General features: G+C 38.3%; 16 protein-coding genes. 4 read left to right on the top strand and 12 right to left on the bottom strand.

Features of this window, described 5'->3' with window-relative positions:
* Positions 1-80: 80 nt before the first annotated feature.
* The 7 genes from H5089_RS13765 to H5089_RS13735 form a co-directional block, all read right to left on the bottom strand.
* On the bottom strand, positions 81-782 hold the full coding sequence (locus H5089_RS13765; RefSeq protein ID WP_024603578.1) for a TorF family putative porin: 702 nt from the start codon (positions 780-782) through the stop codon (positions 81-83).
* A 9-nt stretch (positions 783-791) separates the two neighbouring features.
* Positions 792-2,009 (bottom strand): BCCT family transporter, encoded by a 1,218-nt coding sequence (locus H5089_RS13760; protein WP_182712445.1) that lies wholly within the window; start codon positions 2,007-2,009, stop codon positions 792-794.
* Between the two features lie 158 nt (positions 2,010-2,167).
* Positions 2,168-3,835: a choline dehydrogenase gene (gene betA, locus H5089_RS13755; RefSeq protein ID WP_182712444.1), complete on the bottom strand. Its 1,668-nt coding sequence runs from the start codon at positions 3,833-3,835 to the stop codon at positions 2,168-2,170.
* An 11-nt stretch (positions 3,836-3,846) separates the two neighbouring features.
* Entirely contained in the window at positions 3,847-5,310 is a 1,464-nt protein-coding gene (betB, locus tag H5089_RS13750; RefSeq protein ID WP_182692882.1) for a betaine-aldehyde dehydrogenase, read from the bottom strand.
* A 1-nt stretch (position 5,311) separates the two neighbouring features.
* Positions 5,312-5,887, bottom strand: coding sequence for a transcriptional regulator BetI (gene betI, locus H5089_RS13745; RefSeq protein WP_024603276.1), 576 nt, complete (start codon positions 5,885-5,887; stop codon positions 5,312-5,314).
* A gap of 409 nt (positions 5,888-6,296) precedes the next feature.
* Entirely contained in the window at positions 6,297-6,602 is a 306-nt protein-coding gene (locus H5089_RS13740) for a hypothetical protein (RefSeq protein ID WP_182712443.1), read from the bottom strand.
* Entirely contained in the window at positions 6,602-6,859 is a 258-nt protein-coding gene (locus H5089_RS13735; protein WP_008169639.1) for a DUF3081 domain-containing protein, read from the bottom strand. The genes H5089_RS13740 and H5089_RS13735 overlap by 1 nt, the downstream gene beginning before the upstream one ends.
* 146 nt (positions 6,860-7,005) lie before the next feature.
* Between H5089_RS13735 and H5089_RS13730 the strand changes: the two genes are divergently transcribed.
* The gene (locus H5089_RS13730) at positions 7,006-8,286 is read left to right on the top strand and encodes a flavohemoglobin expression-modulating QEGLA motif protein (RefSeq protein WP_008169642.1); all 1,281 of its coding nucleotides are present in this window, start codon (positions 7,006-7,008) and stop codon (positions 8,284-8,286) included.
* Positions 8,287-8,357: 71 nt separating this feature from the next.
* Here the strand turns inward: H5089_RS13730 and H5089_RS13725 are convergent, their stop codons facing one another.
* The 4 genes from H5089_RS13725 to H5089_RS13710 are packed head-to-tail and all read right to left on the bottom strand — an operon-like array spanning position 8,358 to position 12,961.
* Positions 8,358-9,161 carry a DUF1338 domain-containing protein gene (locus H5089_RS13725; protein WP_024598144.1) on the bottom strand — a complete coding sequence of 268 codons (804 nt, stop codon included), beginning with the start codon at positions 9,159-9,161 and terminating at the stop codon, positions 8,358-8,360.
* Between the two features lie 35 nt (positions 9,162-9,196).
* Entirely contained in the window at positions 9,197-10,663 is a 1,467-nt protein-coding gene (gene astD / locus H5089_RS13720; RefSeq protein ID WP_182712442.1) for a succinylglutamate-semialdehyde dehydrogenase, read from the bottom strand.
* A 7-nt stretch (positions 10,664-10,670) separates the two neighbouring features.
* Positions 10,671-11,705 (bottom strand): arginine N-succinyltransferase, encoded by a 1,035-nt coding sequence (gene astA, locus H5089_RS13715; RefSeq protein WP_138490431.1) that lies wholly within the window; start codon positions 11,703-11,705, stop codon positions 10,671-10,673.
* 50 nt (positions 11,706-11,755) lie between these two features.
* Positions 11,756-12,961, bottom strand: a complete 1,206-nt coding sequence (locus H5089_RS13710; protein ID WP_182712441.1) for an aspartate aminotransferase family protein — start codon at positions 12,959-12,961, stop codon at positions 11,756-11,758.
* A 194-nt stretch (positions 12,962-13,155) separates the two neighbouring features.
* On the opposite strand from H5089_RS13710, the gene H5089_RS13705 reads away from it, so the two are divergent.
* Together H5089_RS13705 and H5089_RS13700 are read left to right on the top strand one after the other, a co-directional pair.
* Positions 13,156-13,584: an Lrp/AsnC family transcriptional regulator gene (locus H5089_RS13705; protein ID WP_002958609.1), complete on the top strand. Its 429-nt coding sequence runs from the start codon at positions 13,156-13,158 to the stop codon at positions 13,582-13,584.
* Between the two features lie 515 nt (positions 13,585-14,099).
* Positions 14,100-15,266 carry a cellulose-binding family II protein gene (locus tag H5089_RS13700; protein WP_165724042.1) on the top strand — a complete coding sequence of 389 codons (1,167 nt, stop codon included), beginning with the start codon at positions 14,100-14,102 and terminating at the stop codon, positions 15,264-15,266.
* A 59-nt stretch (positions 15,267-15,325) separates the two neighbouring features.
* Here the strand turns inward: H5089_RS13700 and H5089_RS13695 are convergent, their stop codons facing one another.
* Positions 15,326-16,258 (bottom strand): hypothetical protein, encoded by a 933-nt coding sequence (locus tag H5089_RS13695; protein ID WP_024595451.1) that lies wholly within the window; start codon positions 16,256-16,258, stop codon positions 15,326-15,328.
* 386 nt (positions 16,259-16,644) lie between these two features.
* Here H5089_RS13695 and H5089_RS13690 point away from each other — a divergent pair, with 386 nt between their 5' ends.
* Positions 16,645-16,947 (top strand): isoamylase early set domain-containing protein, encoded by a 303-nt coding sequence (locus tag H5089_RS13690; RefSeq protein ID WP_024595450.1) that lies wholly within the window; start codon positions 16,645-16,647, stop codon positions 16,945-16,947.
* Positions 16,948-16,952 lie beyond the last annotated feature (5 nt).

Below are 16,952 nucleotides of genomic sequence, written 5' to 3'. Positions count from 1 at the left end.
GTTAGTTAGTTAGTTATTTTACAAATAAAAATGCCACTCTAAATAGAGTGGCATTTTTTGTTTAATCAGTAATTAATGTATTAAAGATCAAATGTGCGTGAAACAGCAAGTACAATACGCTCATCAGCATAATCGTAATCTAAGCTAGTGTTTTCAGCAGCCACTTCAATACCAAAACCTTCGTAGCTTGTTTGATAAGCTAGGCGGTAGTGCTTGTACGATTTTTTCTGGTTTGTATCCCAAGCCCACTTTTCACCATCAAGTGAGTTTGAAATATCAAAACTTGCACGTAGTGCGTGATTTGGAGCTAGTTCATAAGTGTGAGCAACCATTGAAATTACATGACCCGCACCTGTTCCAAAGTAATCCCAGCTATACCAAAAGTTAAGCTCAGTTTGGCCGTATTCACTTGCATAACCAAACTTAGTGTAAGCTTCAGCGTAGTTACCGTCACTGTTATTACCTTGATAAGTGTAATAAGCGATACCGTAATCAACGCTGAATTGCTCATCAAGTTGTACATATTTACCTAAGTAAGCATCAAGCTCAAAATCAGTGTCGTCACCAAAATCTACGTTTGAGGCCCAAACACCAGCGTAAACACCACTATCAAAGGCATAATCTAAGCTGCCTTGAATTGCAGGGTCGCTATCGGTCTGTGTTACACCATTAAAAGTGTAGTCAGACGCTGCAGTGATTGTTGTTGACCAATCAGCTGCTGCAGTTGTTGATAAAAGTGCAAATGGTAGTGCTACTACAAGTTGTTTTAGTTTGTTATTCATTATTAATCCCTAGTGTACTGTGTCTATTTTTGTGTAATCAATTGCGTTTGCTTTTGGTGAGCTATCTATATTCGTTACTGTTTTAAATTTACTGTAACCAATAAAGGCTGCACAGATAAAGAACAAGCCGATAACTAATGCGCCTACCCACTGAATTTGTAAAAATTCTAATTTAAACAATAGTGTAAGTAATGATAGAGCAACAACATTTCCGATTATGTATTTCATTTTGCCAAAACGCTTTACGGTAAAGTTTAGGTTATCTGTATATAAACGCACTAACGAATCAAGTGAGTTAATTACAAATACAATACCTACAAATACCATAGCGAAGTTTTTAATACCTTGAGTTGGGATGCCCGCTTCATGGTAGTGATAAAGTACGCTAAACCAAATCGCAATAGGAATAGAAGGGAAAATCAACATTGCACCTAATACTTGGTATGTTTTAAGTCCACCAACAAAGCGTGATGTAAATTGACCAATCATTATGCTCCACGCAAACCACCAGAATAAGTAAAACTCATGGTAATCATTAAGCGGTAAAACAAATTCATTAATGTTTGCAAAGTAAGTACCAATAGAACCTAAGTTATCTGTAAATGCTGACATTTGACCATCACCTATCACAAATGCGCCAGTCCACATAAAGGCGATTAAAGCTAAGAATAACCATGTAGTAGAAATACTTAAAATACGTACATATTTAATATCAGTACTTGAGTACACAGCAAAACAGATAGCAGCAAACACAATTAAGTAAAACTCAGAAACTATACTTGTTCCATCGCCTAATTCGGGTAAATACCACGGTAGGTTTGTAAGCAGCAAATAAGCGGTAAATGCACATGTACCAATAATTACAACGTTATTGATAAATTTAACCCAAGGAATTTCGAAAAATTTCACTTTAGGTTCTATTACACAGAAATAAAAGCACGTAAGAAAGTAAAATCCCCAGATCAAAAATCCCCAGTAGCCAAACTCAATAGCCAGTGGATTTGCAAACGCGTATTCTGGGCTTGCTTTTATGTCTGCATAACCTGCAAACTCAGTTAAAGGAAACATAATAAGGCCAACATCTAGGCCAGAAGTAAATAGTATTGCTATAAAGGTAAAGGTTCGAACTGGTGTTACACCTACTACGCGAACATTACCCCATTTAATTAAAATAGTGATAATAGCAAGTAAGGTAAAAATGATGCCTGCATTAAGCCAAATAGTCATTGTTACCCTCCAGTAATGAATAAAAATAATTCATAAGCACTCCGTATTTTATTGTTTTATTCTCGCATTAACACAACGTAACCTATTTACATCGTGTGCCACTGCAAGGCACGCATTGGTTTAGCCCGACGAGACTAAACCTAAGCATGTGGCTAAAGTTAGATCTCCGTACTACGTTGTGTTTCTTGCCAGTTTGTTGTTATGGCAACATTCACATCCGATTTCTGTAATGGTTCTTTACCTAAAATTATGTCAGCTGCTTTTTCGGCAACCATAATAGTAGGCGCATTCAAGTTTCCGTTAGGAACTGTTGGGAATATAGATGAGTCAACAACACGTAATCCTTCAATACCATGTACTTGCGTATTTGAATTAACAACGGCCATATCATCTTCACCCATTTTGCATGAGCAAGAAGGGTGGTAGGCACTTTCTACGGCTTGGCGTACAAAGGCATCTATTTCTTCATCTGTTTGAATATGTTTACCTGGTTGAATTTCTTCATCGCGGTATTCATCAAAGGCACTTTGTTCGATTATGTCGCGTGTTAAGCGAACGCACGCTCTAAAGCCTTCAATATCGTCTTGGTGTTCAAGGTAATTAAATAAAATGGTTGGTGGTTGCTCAGGGTTCGCAGAAGCAATAGTGACACTACCGCGACTTTTTGGTTTGTTATGACCCACATGTACCTGAAAACCATGACCTGCAAATGCACTTCTACCATCGTAACGCATAGCCGCTGGTAAAAAGTGATATTGAATATCTGGCCATTCAACACCTGGTTTTGAGCGAATAAACGCACACGATTCAAAATGATTCGTTGCACCTAAACCCGAACGCGTTAATAACCAGCGCGCACCAATCAACCCTTTTGAAACAATGCCTAGTTTGCCGTTAAGCGTGATAGGTTGCTTACACTTGTATTGAAAGTAAAACTCAAGATGATCTTGTAAGTTTTGACCAACACCAGGTAGATGATGCTGTACTTCAACGCCTGCTTTTTCAAGCGCTTGAGTATCACCAATACCAGAGAGTTGTAAAATATGTGGAGAGCCGATTGGGCCTGCACTTAATATTACGTCTTTTGCAGCATGTGCTGTTTTAACGTCGCCATTTACTTTGTATTCAATGCCAGTGGCTTTTTTACCATCTAAAATCACGCGCTGTGCTAGCGCACCTGTAATAATTGTTAAATTACTACGCGATTTAACAGGGTCTAAATACTCACGCGAAGCAGAGCTGCGCACGCCGTCTTTTACGGTCATGTGCATTGGGCCAAAACCCTCTTGCTGCGACGCATTATAATCATCTGTAGACGCGTAACCGGCTTGTACACCTGCTTTGATAAAGGTGCGGTAAAGCGGGTTTTTCATTTCGTTGCCGTTATTAACGCCAAGCGGGCCTTTGCCACCACGGTAAGTATTTTCACCAAGATAAAAGCTTTCTGCTTTTTGAAAATACGGTAAACACGATTGGTAATCCCAGTCGTTTGCACCGTGTTGCTGCCATTCGTCAAAATCTTTTGCGTGGCCACGTACGTATACCATGCCATTAATAGATGACGAACCACCTAATACTTTGCCTCGAGGACAATGCATCTCACGGTTATCTAAATGAGGCTCAGGCTGCGTATGAAACTGCCATGCATATTTGTCACTATTCATAGGAATAGATAACGCGGTTGGCATTTTTATAAAAATACTTTTATCACTACCGCCAGTTTCTAGTAGTAACACGCGGTTACTTGAATCTTCAGATAAACGGTTTGCTAAAACACAACCCGCCGAACCCGCGCCAACAATAATATAGTCGTAATGATTACTCATAGTAGGGCGCCTTAAAATGGGCTTTCTATGTCGGCCATACCAACATAAATAGACTTAGTTTGCGTGTATTGATCAAGAGTTTGTATACCATTTTCACGGCCAATACCCGATTGCTTATAACCGCCAACAGGCATTTCAGCAGGTGAGTTACCGTATGCATTAATCCAACAAATACCGGCTTGTAACTTATGGATAACGCGGTGCGCACGTTTAATATCGCTAGTAAATACGCCTGCGGCCAAGCCTAGGTGGGTTGCGTTAGCGCGTGCAATAACATCGTCTTCGTCGTCAAAAACAAGCACGCTCATTACAGGGCCAAATATTTCTTCTTTAACGATTGTCATATCGTCGTTGCAATCAATGAACACAGTTGGTGCTACAAAATAGCCATTAGGTGCAGATTCAGGTGAAAGCGTTGTACCACCAGTTAATAGCGTTGCACCTTCTTCGATGCCTTTATTAACGTAGCTCATTACTAGTTCTTGGTGCTTTTTAGAGATAAGTGCGCCAAAGTTTGTATTTAAATCTTGTGGGTCGCCAGCAATAATGTTTTTCTCAGTGCGCGCTTTAAGTTCATCAATAAACTGCTGATATACATTTTTATGAACGTAAATACGTGTACAGTTAGTACAAATTTCGCCTTGCGTATAAAAGTTACCTAACATAGCAGCGCTAACCGCTTGCTCTATGTTGGCATCATCAAATACTAATAGTGGAGATTTACCACCAAGTTCCATCGTGACATCTTTTAACGTACCGGCAGCACTCGCTACTACTTTTTTACCTGTGCCTACTTCACCCGTAAACGATACTTTATCAATATCGCTATGCTGCGTTAGCCACTGGCCTACATCGCCTGCGCCTTGAACAACATTAAACACACCTGCAGGTACACCAGCTTCAACAAATACTTCTGCAAGTTTAATAGCGCCAAGTGGTGTTTCTTCAGATGGTTTAAATATAAATGCATTACCAGCAGCAAGGGCAGGGCCCGACTTCCAACATGCAATTTGTAGTGGGTAGTTCCATGCACCTATACCCGCACAGATACCTAATGGCTCTTTACGTGTGTAGTAAAAGTCATCACCAACCATTTGTTGTTGGCCTACTTGTGCTGGCGCAAGGCCTGCAAAGTATTCAATTACATCAGCGCCGGTTTCAATATCAACACAATTAGCTTCTTGCATTGGTTTGCCGGTGTCGAGTACTTCTACAAGTGCTAGCTCATCATTGCGCTCGCGTAAAATAGCCACTGCTTTTAATAAAATACGACTACGTTCAATAGGTGTCATTGCTGACCACTGTGCAAAACCTTGCTTTGCACTGGCAATGGCTGCGTTTTGAATAAATTCGTCGGCAATTTCTACTGCGTAAATAACCTCGCCCGTTGCTGGGTTTGTTACATCAAATGTTTTGCCGTTCTGGTTTGCAAGAAAATGGCCGTTAATAAAATTTTGATAGACAGGTGTAGTCACGCTAGGCTCCATATTGCTTGATAAGTGAAAGTACATAGCTTTTTGCTAACTTTTCACAGTGTTTAAACTGATTATTGTCTGATTTACTCAGTACTGCTCTTAACCATAGGCCATCGATCATTGCGGCGCTAAGTTCTGCAGCTTGATTTGCTTGCTCAATAGGCATTAATTGTTTAAAAGAAAATGCTAAATTACTTTGCAAGCGTTTACTGTTTACATTTTGTAGTCGGTGTAATTCTTCATCATGCATCGATTGCGCCCAAAAACTTAACCACGTTCGGGTTGTATCATTACGCTGTTGTACAAGCGCAAAGTTGGCTTCGATAATAAACATTAAACGTTCAGTCGCATTTGTTTGATGATTTACTTTGCCTATCAAGTCTTGTTTTAAGCTTGTTAGTAAGTATCTAACCGTGGCTTCAATTAACCCCTGCTTACCACCAAAATAATGACTAATAATACCCGACGATAAACCTGCATTTTTACTAATGCTGTTTATAGTCGTTCCTTGTAATCCATTCGTCGCAACAGATTCTATAGTTGCGTCAATTAGCTGCTGACGCCTGACAGGTTCCATTCCAACTTTAGGCATAATTTTTATTAATTGAACGTTCAATAAACATAAGCTTAAGGTAATAGCTCTAACAATTCAAGGCTGAAGTAAATACCTAGATGCCAAAATGTAGATTAATCATTAATAAAAGAGCAATTAATAGGACAAAGAAGATGTGGTTTTTATTTGTTTAATTTCATTTAAAACAGTAGTTTGAGAATCTAATTTTTAAATTTAATAATAGTAATGATTTGTTTACAGCAATAAATGAATAAAATGTCAAAAAACCATTAGAACAATAATAGTTAGAGTACTAATAGTATTATTTTGATACAAAAGAACACTAAACCTGCAATTGCTTAGTGCTCTAATAAATTTATATGGAGAGTAAACTTTGTGGTTTTATCGCTTTAAAGCGCTTGGTATTGAAAGGTTAGGCATTATTAATAACGCCTTTAAAAAGTAGGGGGTAACGTCTTAGTCTATTGCCAATGTAGTCATCAGCTAAAATTTGCTGGCAAATGAAATCAATATCTTTGCTTGCTTCAAAAACCCAATCAAAGCGCTCTATAGCCAGTAAAAAACCACGCTTTAAATGAGTTTGAGCACGGTACTGTTCTAAATTGTCTTGAATAATAGAGACTTTGCTTGGATCAGATCTAAGCTCTTCTACTACTTGGTTTATAAAAGTAGTATTGAGCTTACTGGTAGGGCGGTGTCTGAGTTTTCGTGGGTGCATTAGCTCTCGTTTGCAATGTTATATAATTTTTTCAAAAAGTCGTCTTTATGCTTTTCATGTTCATAGTCAAGGTGGTAAGTATTATGAAAACCAAAGCGCAGCTCTACGCCGCTACCTTGTAGGTATACTGTGTAACCATCTACGTCTGAATAAGCAGTAACGCCTTGATAATGCTTACCTTCATCAGTCATTTCACCTTTTTGAATTATACGTTCATACACGGCTAAAATCTGTTTATTGTCGAGTTCGTTTTTCATGTTTTATGCCTTTTATTTGATAACTCATACGATACAGATATGAGGGTCGATCATCTTAAAAACAATAGCTAAAAAAGTGTGATATTGCTTTGTAATTTAGCTTTTTTAAATTATGCTCAAAACTCATTTATTGTTGAGCTTACACCATGATAGACAAGGCGTTACTACTAAAAACTCGTGAGTTATCGGATCAATTAATTGCATTGCAAACGCCTATTAGGATACTTGATGCTATTAATTGGGATAAACAAACTAAAGAAGAGTTTTTTAGACAGAAATGTCAAAAAAACCCACTTATCGATCGTGCATACTATCAACAGCGCGACCTTGGTTTTGTACCTAGCGAGTTACGCCAAGCGTTTTCTACTTTGCACCGTAACATTATTAACCAACTGGGGCAGTTAAATCCGATTGCTCAATATATGGGAAAAATGTGCACTGAGTATAAAACGGTATTAAGTATGCTTGAATATCGAGGTACGCCAGAATTTCATGACTTATCGGTGGAGTTATTTGGTCACCCTAAAGACTTATTCCATGCCGGTGAGCCCTCACTCTCTGAGCTAGCTAATATGCTAGATAAACCGCTGCAAAATTTACTAATAGCCGACATACTGCCTGACGACCCTAAAAATATTGATGCTGTTGATGCTGTACGTATTTTGTCTGAGCAAGTAAACGCTAGTATGGCAGGTATAAACGTAGAGGTAATGCTTAGCGATGGTATTGTCAGTGATGCAGCCGCCGGTGCTAATAATATTAAGCTTAATCAAGATGTTAAATTTTCTCAGCGGGAACTGGATATTTTAGAAGTTCACGAAGGCTGGATACACGTGGGCACCACTCAAAATGGTTTAGCACAGCCGTATTTAACATGTTTAAGTAAAGGCACGCCAAGCTCCACTATTACCCAAGAAGGTTTAGCGGTACTTACCGAAATTATTACATTAAAATCGACCCCAAGGCGTTTATCTAAATTAGTAAATCGTATTCAAGCGGTTACAAAGGTAATTGATGGTGCCGAGTTTGTAGATATTTACCGTGATTACGTAGCGCAAGGTTTATCAAAAGATGACAGCTACACACTCGCGCAGCGTGTATTTAGAGGGAGTACGCCAACAGGTCTGCCTTTTACAAAAGATATTGCTTACATTAAAGGCTTTGTACTCGTTTATAACTTAATACGCGTAGCAATACAGCTTGGTCGAATCGATAGGCTCCCTTTATTACTCGTGGGTAAAATATCGATAGATGATTTTAGATTAATATCGCAACTTCATGACTTAGGTGTGATAGAGAGCCCGCAATTTGTACCACCACACTTTAAAGATTTACGTGGTTTGGCAACGTGGTTGAGCTTTGGCCGCTTTATTGGCGACTTATCGTTTGAAAAGCTAGAAAACGATTATAAACCGTTATTTTTGTAATTAATCAACATAACTTACCGACATAAAAAAAGCCCATAACGGGCTTTTAAGATAAAGTACTTTAGGTTTTATTATCGAGCGTTGGTACTTTCAAATATTTTGTCAGCTGAGGCTGCAACAAAACCTGTATAAAGCTCGCCGTCTGCTTTAGGGTAACGAATAGCAAACTCATAAAAACAGCTAGGAATGCTCATATCACCGTCACTAAAGGTAACAGAGTATTCATCAGCAAGTGTTGACGATTGCTCTAGTAACACCTCTGGTGAGCCTTTAACCTCGCCGCCTGACGTGTTAAGCGAAAAGCCCGCGTCTTTTAGGGCTTGGTTAACATCATGAATGTTATCAAACTTAGCAAGCGTATTAATGTTTACGGTAAAGTGATTGGCACGGTAACCCCACGCCGACATCCACGCTGCATATTCGCTTTCAGCTAGCAGTTGTTTGTAAGTATCGGTGCTTACTTGCCAATGCGTGCCTGAATACAAAAAGTTATCAGCAGTTACTGCGCTTTCATCAATTTGGCTTACCATGTCAGTTACGATGGCTTGTAACTCTGGCGAGCATTTTTCTACTAACAGTTCAGAGATAAACACTTTTGGCTGATTAGGGTCGCTATGCTCGTAGTGCTTTGCGTAAAGTTTTTTAGCTTCAAAGTGGTACTCACCACACTCTTTGTAACCAATAGCTAGAAAGTGAGCTGCGAGTTTTTCAAGACCCACTTTTTCAATATTAAATGTACGCAGCGCAATATGATCGTTAATGATGTCATCTTTTTGCGTTGACCCTAAAAGGTCATGAATTTTGTCTGCCGATGGAGTTACGTTTAAGTAATTTTTCCAAAGGTTATTAAATAATGTATTTACATCAGTATGCATGTTAAGTCCTTAAATCTAAAATTTGGTTTTATTACTTATTCAATTATTAAGCCCGGCGCTAGGGTTTGCGGTAAGCTCACTTTGTCTGACTCAACAGATGCTACAGGGTATGCGCAATAATCGGCGGCATAATAGGCACTGGCTCTGTGATTACCACTGGCGCCAATACCGCCAAATGGAGCTGCACTTGAGGCACCCGTAATAGGGCGGTTCCAGTTAACAATACCGGCACGGATGCGCTTTAAAAAGTGAGTGTAGTCATCTTCACTGTCGCTAAGTAAACCTGCAGATAAACCAAAGCTTGTGTTATTGGCTTCAATGATTGCGCTGTCAAAGTCATCAAAGCGATATACTTTAATTAGCGGTCCAAAATGTTCTTCATCTGGCATGTTGGTAATGTTTGTTACATCGATAATGCCCGGGCTTACAAAGCCCGTGCTTGGTTTTAATTGCTTAAGTTCAACAAGGATTTGTGCACCTTTTGAGACTAATTCACTTTGCGCGGCGACCATACCCAGTGCTGCTTTTTCGCTTATCATTGCACCCATAAAAGGCTGCTCTGTAGCAAAGCTGTCGTCTACAACTATGTTTTTAGTTGCGCTTATTAGCTTTTCTAAAATAGCATCGCCATTGAGCGACTTTTCAATAAATAAGCGACGTGCACACGTACAGCGCTGACCTGAGGTAATAAAGCCTGATTGAATAATATCGTGTACAGCGGCGCTTATATCGCTCACATCTTTTACAATAAGAGGATTATTGCCGCCCATTTCAAGTGCTAAAATTTTGCCAGGGTGTCCTGCAAACTGTTTATGTAATAAGTGACCTGTGTTTGAACTACCGGTAAAAAACAAGCCATCTATATCTTTATGAGATGCAAGTGCTTTACCTGTTTCAATTTCACCTTGGACAAGGTTGATAACACCCGCTGGCAAACCTGCTTTTAACCAAAGTGAGAGGGTAAATTCAGCAACGTGCGGAGTCAATTCTGATGGCTTAAATACAACGGTATTACCGGCTAAAATTGCAGGAACAATATGCCCGTTTGGTAAATGCCCCGGAAAGTTATACGGACCAAAAATAGCCACAACGCCATGCGGTTTGTGTCTAATAAACGCTTTAGCACCGGGCATTGGGTTTTCGGTTGTACCTGTACGCTCATGGTACGCTTTTACAGATATAGCTACTTTGCCTGTCATTGCGCCCACTTCGGTGCGGGTTTCCCATAATGGCTTACCCGTTTCGCGTGCAATAATAGTAGCAAATTCTTCGCTGTGTTCTTTTAATTGTGCTGCGAAGTTTTCTAAAATGGCGATACGCTCTTCAAGCGGTTTGTCTGCCCATTGTAATTGCGCAGCTCTGGCTGCTTTTATAGCAGAACCTACTTGCTGGGCGTTTGCGCCATTACCTTGCCATACCACATCGCCATTACTTGGATTGGTTGACTCAAATGCTGGGCCAAGTCCCACATGCCACTGATTATTAATTAGGTGTGTATTCATAAATTATTTACAGGCGGAAAAATCGCGCTGCATCTCCTTGGCTTAAATTAAGCGCATTAGCCACATCTTGGCTAATGACGAGGGTATGTTTTGCATGATTGTAGTGTGCTTCTTTGGTAAATGTCGCTCTAAAGCCACTTACGCCTTGATTACATACGGCCAGCGTATCAGAGCTATTTTGTGATATGTGATCAAGCTCGCCAATCGTAACAGGGCAAACTTGAGAGTCGCGAATGCTGCGAATATTTCCAAGCTTTGCTTCAACTGTTGGGCCTGCATCAAATAAGTCAACGTAGCCTCTGTGCTCAAAACCTTCCTTTTCTAATAGTTTTAGCGCAGGTTTTGTTTTTTCATGCACATGCCCAATCACTGCTTGGGCTTTTTTACTAAGCAAGTTCACATAAATAGGGTACTTAGGCATTAACTCGCTAATAAACACCTTATCGCCTAAGCCAACTAAGTGATCCGCTTGTGGAAATTCGATACTAAAAAAGTGCTCTTGTAGCCATTGCCAAAAAGGAGAATGACCGTCTTCGTCGCTAACACCGCGCATTTCTGCGATAACAGTATCGGCAAAACGCTCGCTGTGCTGAGCCATAAACAAAAAGCGTGAACGAGATAAAAATCGACCCGTTAGGCCTTTACGGCTATTTTCGCGCAAAAATAATGTACATATTTCTGAGCAACCAGTGTAGTCGTTACACATGCTTAAAATATCAACGGTGTTATATACATTTAAAGTAGGCGAGTGGTGTACTGTTTTACCCAAATGATAATGATATAAAGGCACCGATAAACCTACCGCGGCTTCTATAGCGGTTGTGCCAATAACGTCACCTGTTTCACTGTCTTCTAAAACAAATAAATAGCTTTCATCAAGTGGCTGGTTAATGTTTTTGGCAAAGCTTTTTTCAGCACGTTCAATTTTTTCTTTAAGCTGTGTATCGTCCACAGGTAAAGAGGTAAACCCATGACCTGACTCAATTGCTATTTGTTTAAGCGCGTCAAAATCATTGGCAGTAATAGGACGTAATACTTGCATTTATTGCTTGCTCCAATAGCACGCCATTAGGCGTGCTAATTTAAACTATATTAACCGTTTACTACGTCGCTAACGGCTTTTTCAAAGCGCGCTAAGCCTTCTTTAATATCTTCAAACGGAATAATTAAAGACGGTGTAAAACGAATTACATTCATACCCGCTACAAGATTCATCAAACCATTATTAGCACTGGCTATTAAAAAGTCGCGTGCGCGGCCTTCAAATTTGTCATTTAGTACTGCGCCAATTAATAAGCCTTTACCACGTACTTCGCTAAATACGTTGTATTTTTCGTTAATTGCGTTTAATCCGTCACGGAATAATTGCTCGCGCTCTTTAACACCGTTTAGTACGTCTGGTGTATTTACTGTATCAAATGCCGCTTCGGCCACAGCACAAGCAAGTGCGTTTCCGCCATAAGTAGAACCGTGAGTACCAATTTTTAAATGCTCAGCAATAGGTGTACGAGTGATCATAGCGCCAATAGGAAAACCACCACCCAATGCTTTTGCCGTTGTTAAAATGTCAGGAACAACCCCTAAACCTTCATAAGCGTATAAATCGCCTGTGCGACCAACACCCGTTTGTACTTCATCAAAAATAAGTAACGCGTTATGTTTAGTACAAAGTTCGCGTACTTTTTTAGCAAATTCATCTGTTGGTGAAATAATACCGCCTTCACCTTGTAATGGTTCCATCATAACAGCACATGTTTTATCGCTGATCAGCGCTTCAAATGCCGCTATATCGTTAAAATCACAATGTACTATGTCAGCAGGTTTTGGACCAAAGCCATCTGAATAAGCCGCTTGCCCGCCCACAGTTACTGTAAAGAATGTGCGACCATGGAAACCTTTATTAAATGCAATAATTTGCGTTTTTTCAGCGCCATATACGTCCAATGCATAACGACGCGCTAGCTTGAGGGCTGCTTCGTTTGCTTCTGCGCCTGAGTTTGCAAAGTAAACTTTATCAGCAAATGTTGCTTCAACCATTTTTTGAGCTAAACGAAGTGCTGGCTCATTGGTCATAACATTTGATAAATGCCAAATTTTTTCGCCTTGCTCTTTTAATGCTTTAACTAATGCAGGATGACAGTGACCCAAACAGTTAACGGCAATACCACCGGCAAAATCAATGAACTCATTGTTATTTTGATCCCAAACGCGTGAACCTTCACCACGAACTGGGATAATTGCTGATGGGTTATAGTTTGGTACCATTACGTCGTTAAATAAGTCTCTTGTTACTTGCATTTTTACACCTAAATTTAATGGGCTTAGATAAAAGATTAGTTGCTAACTCAAAGAAGAATATAGCCTTTATTCTTCAGCAAACACGTTATTATTTCTTATAGAGGTCATTATCGAAGGTTAGCTGTTAAAATTGCAGTGCTATTTTGTGAAAAATGATTAAAATAAAAGTCAAAATAACGAAGAAAATAACCATTATGATAACTCCACAAGATGAAAAGCTACTTTCTGTACTAAAAACAAATGCAAGAGCGAGTATTTCTGATCTTGCGCGAATGCTTGACTTGTCTCGTTCAACAGTACAGAGCCGAATGCTCAAATTAGAAGAAACCGGTGTGATTAAAGGTTACAGCGTTGATTACGGTGACGACTACCTTAGTAAAATGGTATCAGCTCATGTGTCTATAAAAGTAAGACAAAAATTAACGACTAAAACAAACATTGAGCTTAAGCAAATTGATGCTATTTCACAGCTATATGCCATAAGTGGTGAGTTTGATTTAATTGCGGTGGTACAGGCTCAAAATTTAGAACAGCTTAGTCATTTGTTGGACGATATAGGAAATCTTGATGGGGTGGAGCGCACAACATCTTCTGTTATTTTAGAAACTAAATTTAAGCGCTAGAGTCAGTGAGTTTTTTGTTTTAGTCGTTAAGTGAACACTCGGTATACTCTAGGTCAATAATAGAAAGGCTAGGGTCTGTTGAACCTTCAAGGTTAAATTAACAGCCGCCAAAAGGTTATCCCTAGGCGCTATTTACTCTTGGTTGCCTACATGGACGTAGGGTAGGGGCGTGAGCAGGGCGCGGAAGCTTTGCTCGGTTTTTATTTATTCTTACATGGATGTAAGCAATTAGAATAACGCAGGAGCAGTTATCGAGCACACTAGCTTATAAATCTTGCGCCGCAATTAAATAGCACCTAGTTTGAACAAATTTTTATCCACAAAGATAAACAGACCCTAGATATAAATGCATTAATTTAAATATTTAAGCGTGCTTTTTATAAGTTAATAGCAATAAATCATAGATTTAAATATTGAAGCTATTGATAAGGTACAAAATTTTGTAAAGAAAATTAATACTTTTTTATATGCATGACTATACTTGTTTTAATTTGTACATTATTTAGCAATGGATTATGCCCGCATATCTTTTCACTCTTTTGTTAGGTTTAACTGGGCCTCTCCAGTTTGGGACAAACTTACCCACCACAGCTCCTAATAATGCAGTCAACCAAGTCGAGTGTATTTTATTTGAAATGGGAGCGCCTTTTCAGCTACAAACCTTGCCATGGTTACGTGCACGTCGAGAAGTAAAGTTAGAGCGCTTAGATGGATATTTCACAACCCATTTAATGCCTGAAATGAAAGCTTATGGACGTATATCATCCCCCATTTTTTTAGAAAGCTGGTACTGGTTCACTCACCCAGAGAGCATTAATAAACCAAAAAATAAAATGCGTTATGGTGCAGTAAGAGGAAGTTATCAAGCAAATTGGTTTAAAACTCAGAATATTATTGCTGAGGTAGAAGTAAATTCATTAGAAGAAATAGTAAATGTAATGCACCATAAACGGATTGATAGAATCCTACTTGATTTAGACGATTTTGAATTAGCAGCCTCTAAGCTAGGGATCAATAAAGACGAGTACCAAAAAGAATTTTTTAGATATGTACCTTTGGGATTATTTGCTTCGCATTCACTTATCAAACGCCTTCCTGAATTTATGCAGCAGTTCGATGAAAATATAAATACTTGTGCGCAAGCTCCATTTTCACTATCAAAAAGTGAAGAAACGCAAATACTTGATAGGCTCTACAGTAGCGCTAAAACCTTATTAAACTTACCTAGTTTAGTCGAAGAAGTTCAAATAAGTAATGAGTCTCCTTTGAGTGAGCCTGAAATTATGAAACGAGACCAGCTATGGATAAAAGAAAGTAAACACGTTGGGCATGCTGATGCGTTAACTATGCTTGATTTACCGTTATCTAAGGTATTTAAAAAATGGCAATCGCAGTTTAAAGGTGTTGTTACTGAGCTTATATTGACTGATAGCCAAGGAAAAAATATAGCAATAAGTAAGTTAACCAGTGATTACTGGCAAGGAGATGAGAATAAGTTTACTAAAATATTTAAACAGTCAAAGGACTATAACTTTGATAGCGTTACATATGATGCATCAACACATCATTTTCAAGTACAGCTAAGTTTTCCTGTTTTAGATAATAATAGCCATATTGGAGTGTTGATTTTAGGTGTTGATGTAGAAAAAGCACTCCATTCGTCAAACGAAAAGAGTAACTAACTCGATACCTTTTACATAAGTTAGCTAAGCTTTGGAACTTTTGCTTAGCTAACATTATATTATGGATGTATTTTTTCTGAGGTCGGCTTTTTTCTTATAATTTCTTTTTTGGCTTCATCAAGCTTTATAAAATAAGCATTACCGCCAATACCTTTAAATTCTTCATCTGTAAATACAATAGTATTGTCATCAAAAAAAGTGACAGCTTCTTTTTGAGTTACTATTCCTAAGTCAATTTTTGATACATCGCCAGAAAAAAACTTATCACCCTCAAAATTTTCGAATAACCAAATACTGGTTGAATCAAGTAATATCAGCTTTTTACGATCAGGGCTTAAAGCAGCCGATGTTATCCAGCATAGCTTTTCTAAAGTGGTACATGTTTTAAATGAATCTATTAACTCGGCTTTAAAATTAGCAGCATGATCGCCCACTTTATAAACCTTAGTAATACCATCAAATGGCTCTGTGCGGTTTTTAGTAAATAAATATAAGTGACGTCCTAGAGCTACAAATGCCTCTAAATCAAAATTACGGTTATTAGGCTTTATAGGACTGCCATCCATTTCGGGGTAGGTAAACTTAATTATTTCTGCTTGAGTCGTATCTGTTTTTATATCTATCGGGTTTTCTATTTTATAAATAGTGAGCCATCTACGATCGTTTTTGTTATTACCAAAATCGCCTAAAAAGAAGTGCCCAAATTTGTTTTGGGTCATGTCTTCCCAATCAATGTTTTTAGCGTTTTCAACTAAAATTTCTTTAGCAATGGAACCGTCTTTATTGAGTCTGTATAGCTTTGGTTCATTGCCTCCGTCGTTAATAGCCCATAAACGTTGTTGTTTATCAAATTCTATTCCTGATATTTCTTTTAATTTAGGATCAACTGAGATTTCTTTTTTACTGTATAGGGTATAAATTGAGGTACCAATAAATGCAGCTACAACTAAAAAAATGATGGTGGTAGTTATTAAAATGGTTTTTTTCAACATGAAATTAATGATATTTCAGAGTATTAGAATGATGTGTATTATCCATGATGAAGTAATATAAAAAAAGTAATTTAGGATTTTAAATTTTCTTCGGATATTTGCAGCTATAAATATTTATATATTGAACTAATGAGGTTTTTAATAGTTTGTTGGTTTGAATATTGCTCTGTATGTTAAGTATCATTTAAAGCGTATTGTATATAAGGTTAATGCACCTTTTTGGTGTAATTGAAATATTATTTGCACTGTAATAAAGCGTAAATAAAGTTTTGTTTAACTAATAACACGTTTAATGATTTTTAGATGGTTACCACATCGCCTTTTTGTTTAGTTGTATGGCCTGTGGCAAAGATTAAGTACCCTTTTTGGTTTAGTTGGAGCCTGCTATGTTGAATAAACGTTTTTTTAAAACAAAAGATGAAGCTGAAGTTACTTTTGAATTTTCTCATCCAGAGGCAGAAGAAGTTTGCTTATTAGGTGAATTTAATGATTGGAAACCAGTGCCAATGAAGCTTTATAAAAAACAAGGTGTGTTTAAATTTAAGCAACGCTTACCTATCGATCAACAATTTCACTTTCGTTATCTGATTAATGGAGACATTTGGGATAACGACCATCAAGCTGACGGTTATATCGGCAATACATTTGGCACAGAAAACAGCATAGTAAATACTCAACGCACTAATTAAGGCGA

The organism is Pseudoalteromonas sp. SR45-1 (genome assembly GCF_014163655.1).
Classification (GTDB): Bacteria; Pseudomonadota; Gammaproteobacteria; order Enterobacterales; family Alteromonadaceae; genus Pseudoalteromonas; species Pseudoalteromonas distincta.
Note: the sequence above shows the minus strand (reverse complement) of the source record. Positions and strands in the feature narration are given on the sequence as shown.

Bases quoted from the DNA above. Each gene is read 5' to 3' on its own strand.
- H5089_RS13765 (WP_024603578.1), bottom strand. From the start codon at position 782: ATGAATAACAAACTAAAACAACTTGTAGTAGCACTACCATTTGCACTT.
- H5089_RS13760 (WP_182712445.1), bottom strand. From the start codon at position 2,009: ATGACTATTTGGCTTAATGCAGGCATCATTTTTACCTTACTTGCTATT.
- betA (WP_182712444.1), bottom strand. From the start codon at position 3,835: ATGAGTAATCATTACGACTATATTATTGTTGGCGCGGGTTCGGCGGGT.
- betI (WP_024603276.1), bottom strand. From the start codon at position 5,887: ATGGAACCTGTCAGGCGTCAGCAGCTAATTGACGCAACTATAGAATCT.
- H5089_RS13740 (WP_182712443.1), bottom strand. From the start codon at position 6,602: ATGCACCCACGAAAACTCAGACACCGCCCTACCAGTAAGCTCAATACT.
- H5089_RS13735 (WP_008169639.1), bottom strand. From the start codon at position 6,859: ATGAAAAACGAACTCGACAATAAACAGATTTTAGCCGTGTATGAACGT.
- H5089_RS13730 (WP_008169642.1), top strand. From the start codon at position 7,006: ATGATAGACAAGGCGTTACTACTAAAAACTCGTGAGTTATCGGATCAA.
- H5089_RS13725 (WP_024598144.1), bottom strand. From the start codon at position 9,161: ATGCATACTGATGTAAATACATTATTTAATAACCTTTGGAAAAATTAC.
- astD (WP_182712442.1), bottom strand. From the start codon at position 10,663: ATGAATACACACCTAATTAATAATCAGTGGCATGTGGGACTTGGCCCA.
- astA (WP_138490431.1), bottom strand. From the start codon at position 11,705: ATGCAAGTATTACGTCCTATTACTGCCAATGATTTTGACGCGCTTAAA.
- H5089_RS13710 (WP_182712441.1), bottom strand. From the start codon at position 12,961: ATGCAAGTAACAAGAGACTTATTTAACGACGTAATGGTACCAAACTAT.
- H5089_RS13705 (WP_002958609.1), top strand. From the start codon at position 13,156: ATGATAACTCCACAAGATGAAAAGCTACTTTCTGTACTAAAAACAAAT.
- H5089_RS13700 (WP_165724042.1), top strand. From the start codon at position 14,100: ATGCCCGCATATCTTTTCACTCTTTTGTTAGGTTTAACTGGGCCTCTC.
- H5089_RS13695 (WP_024595451.1), bottom strand. From the start codon at position 16,258: ATGTTGAAAAAAACCATTTTAATAACTACCACCATCATTTTTTTAGTT.
- H5089_RS13690 (WP_024595450.1), top strand. From the start codon at position 16,645: ATGTTGAATAAACGTTTTTTTAAAACAAAAGATGAAGCTGAAGTTACT.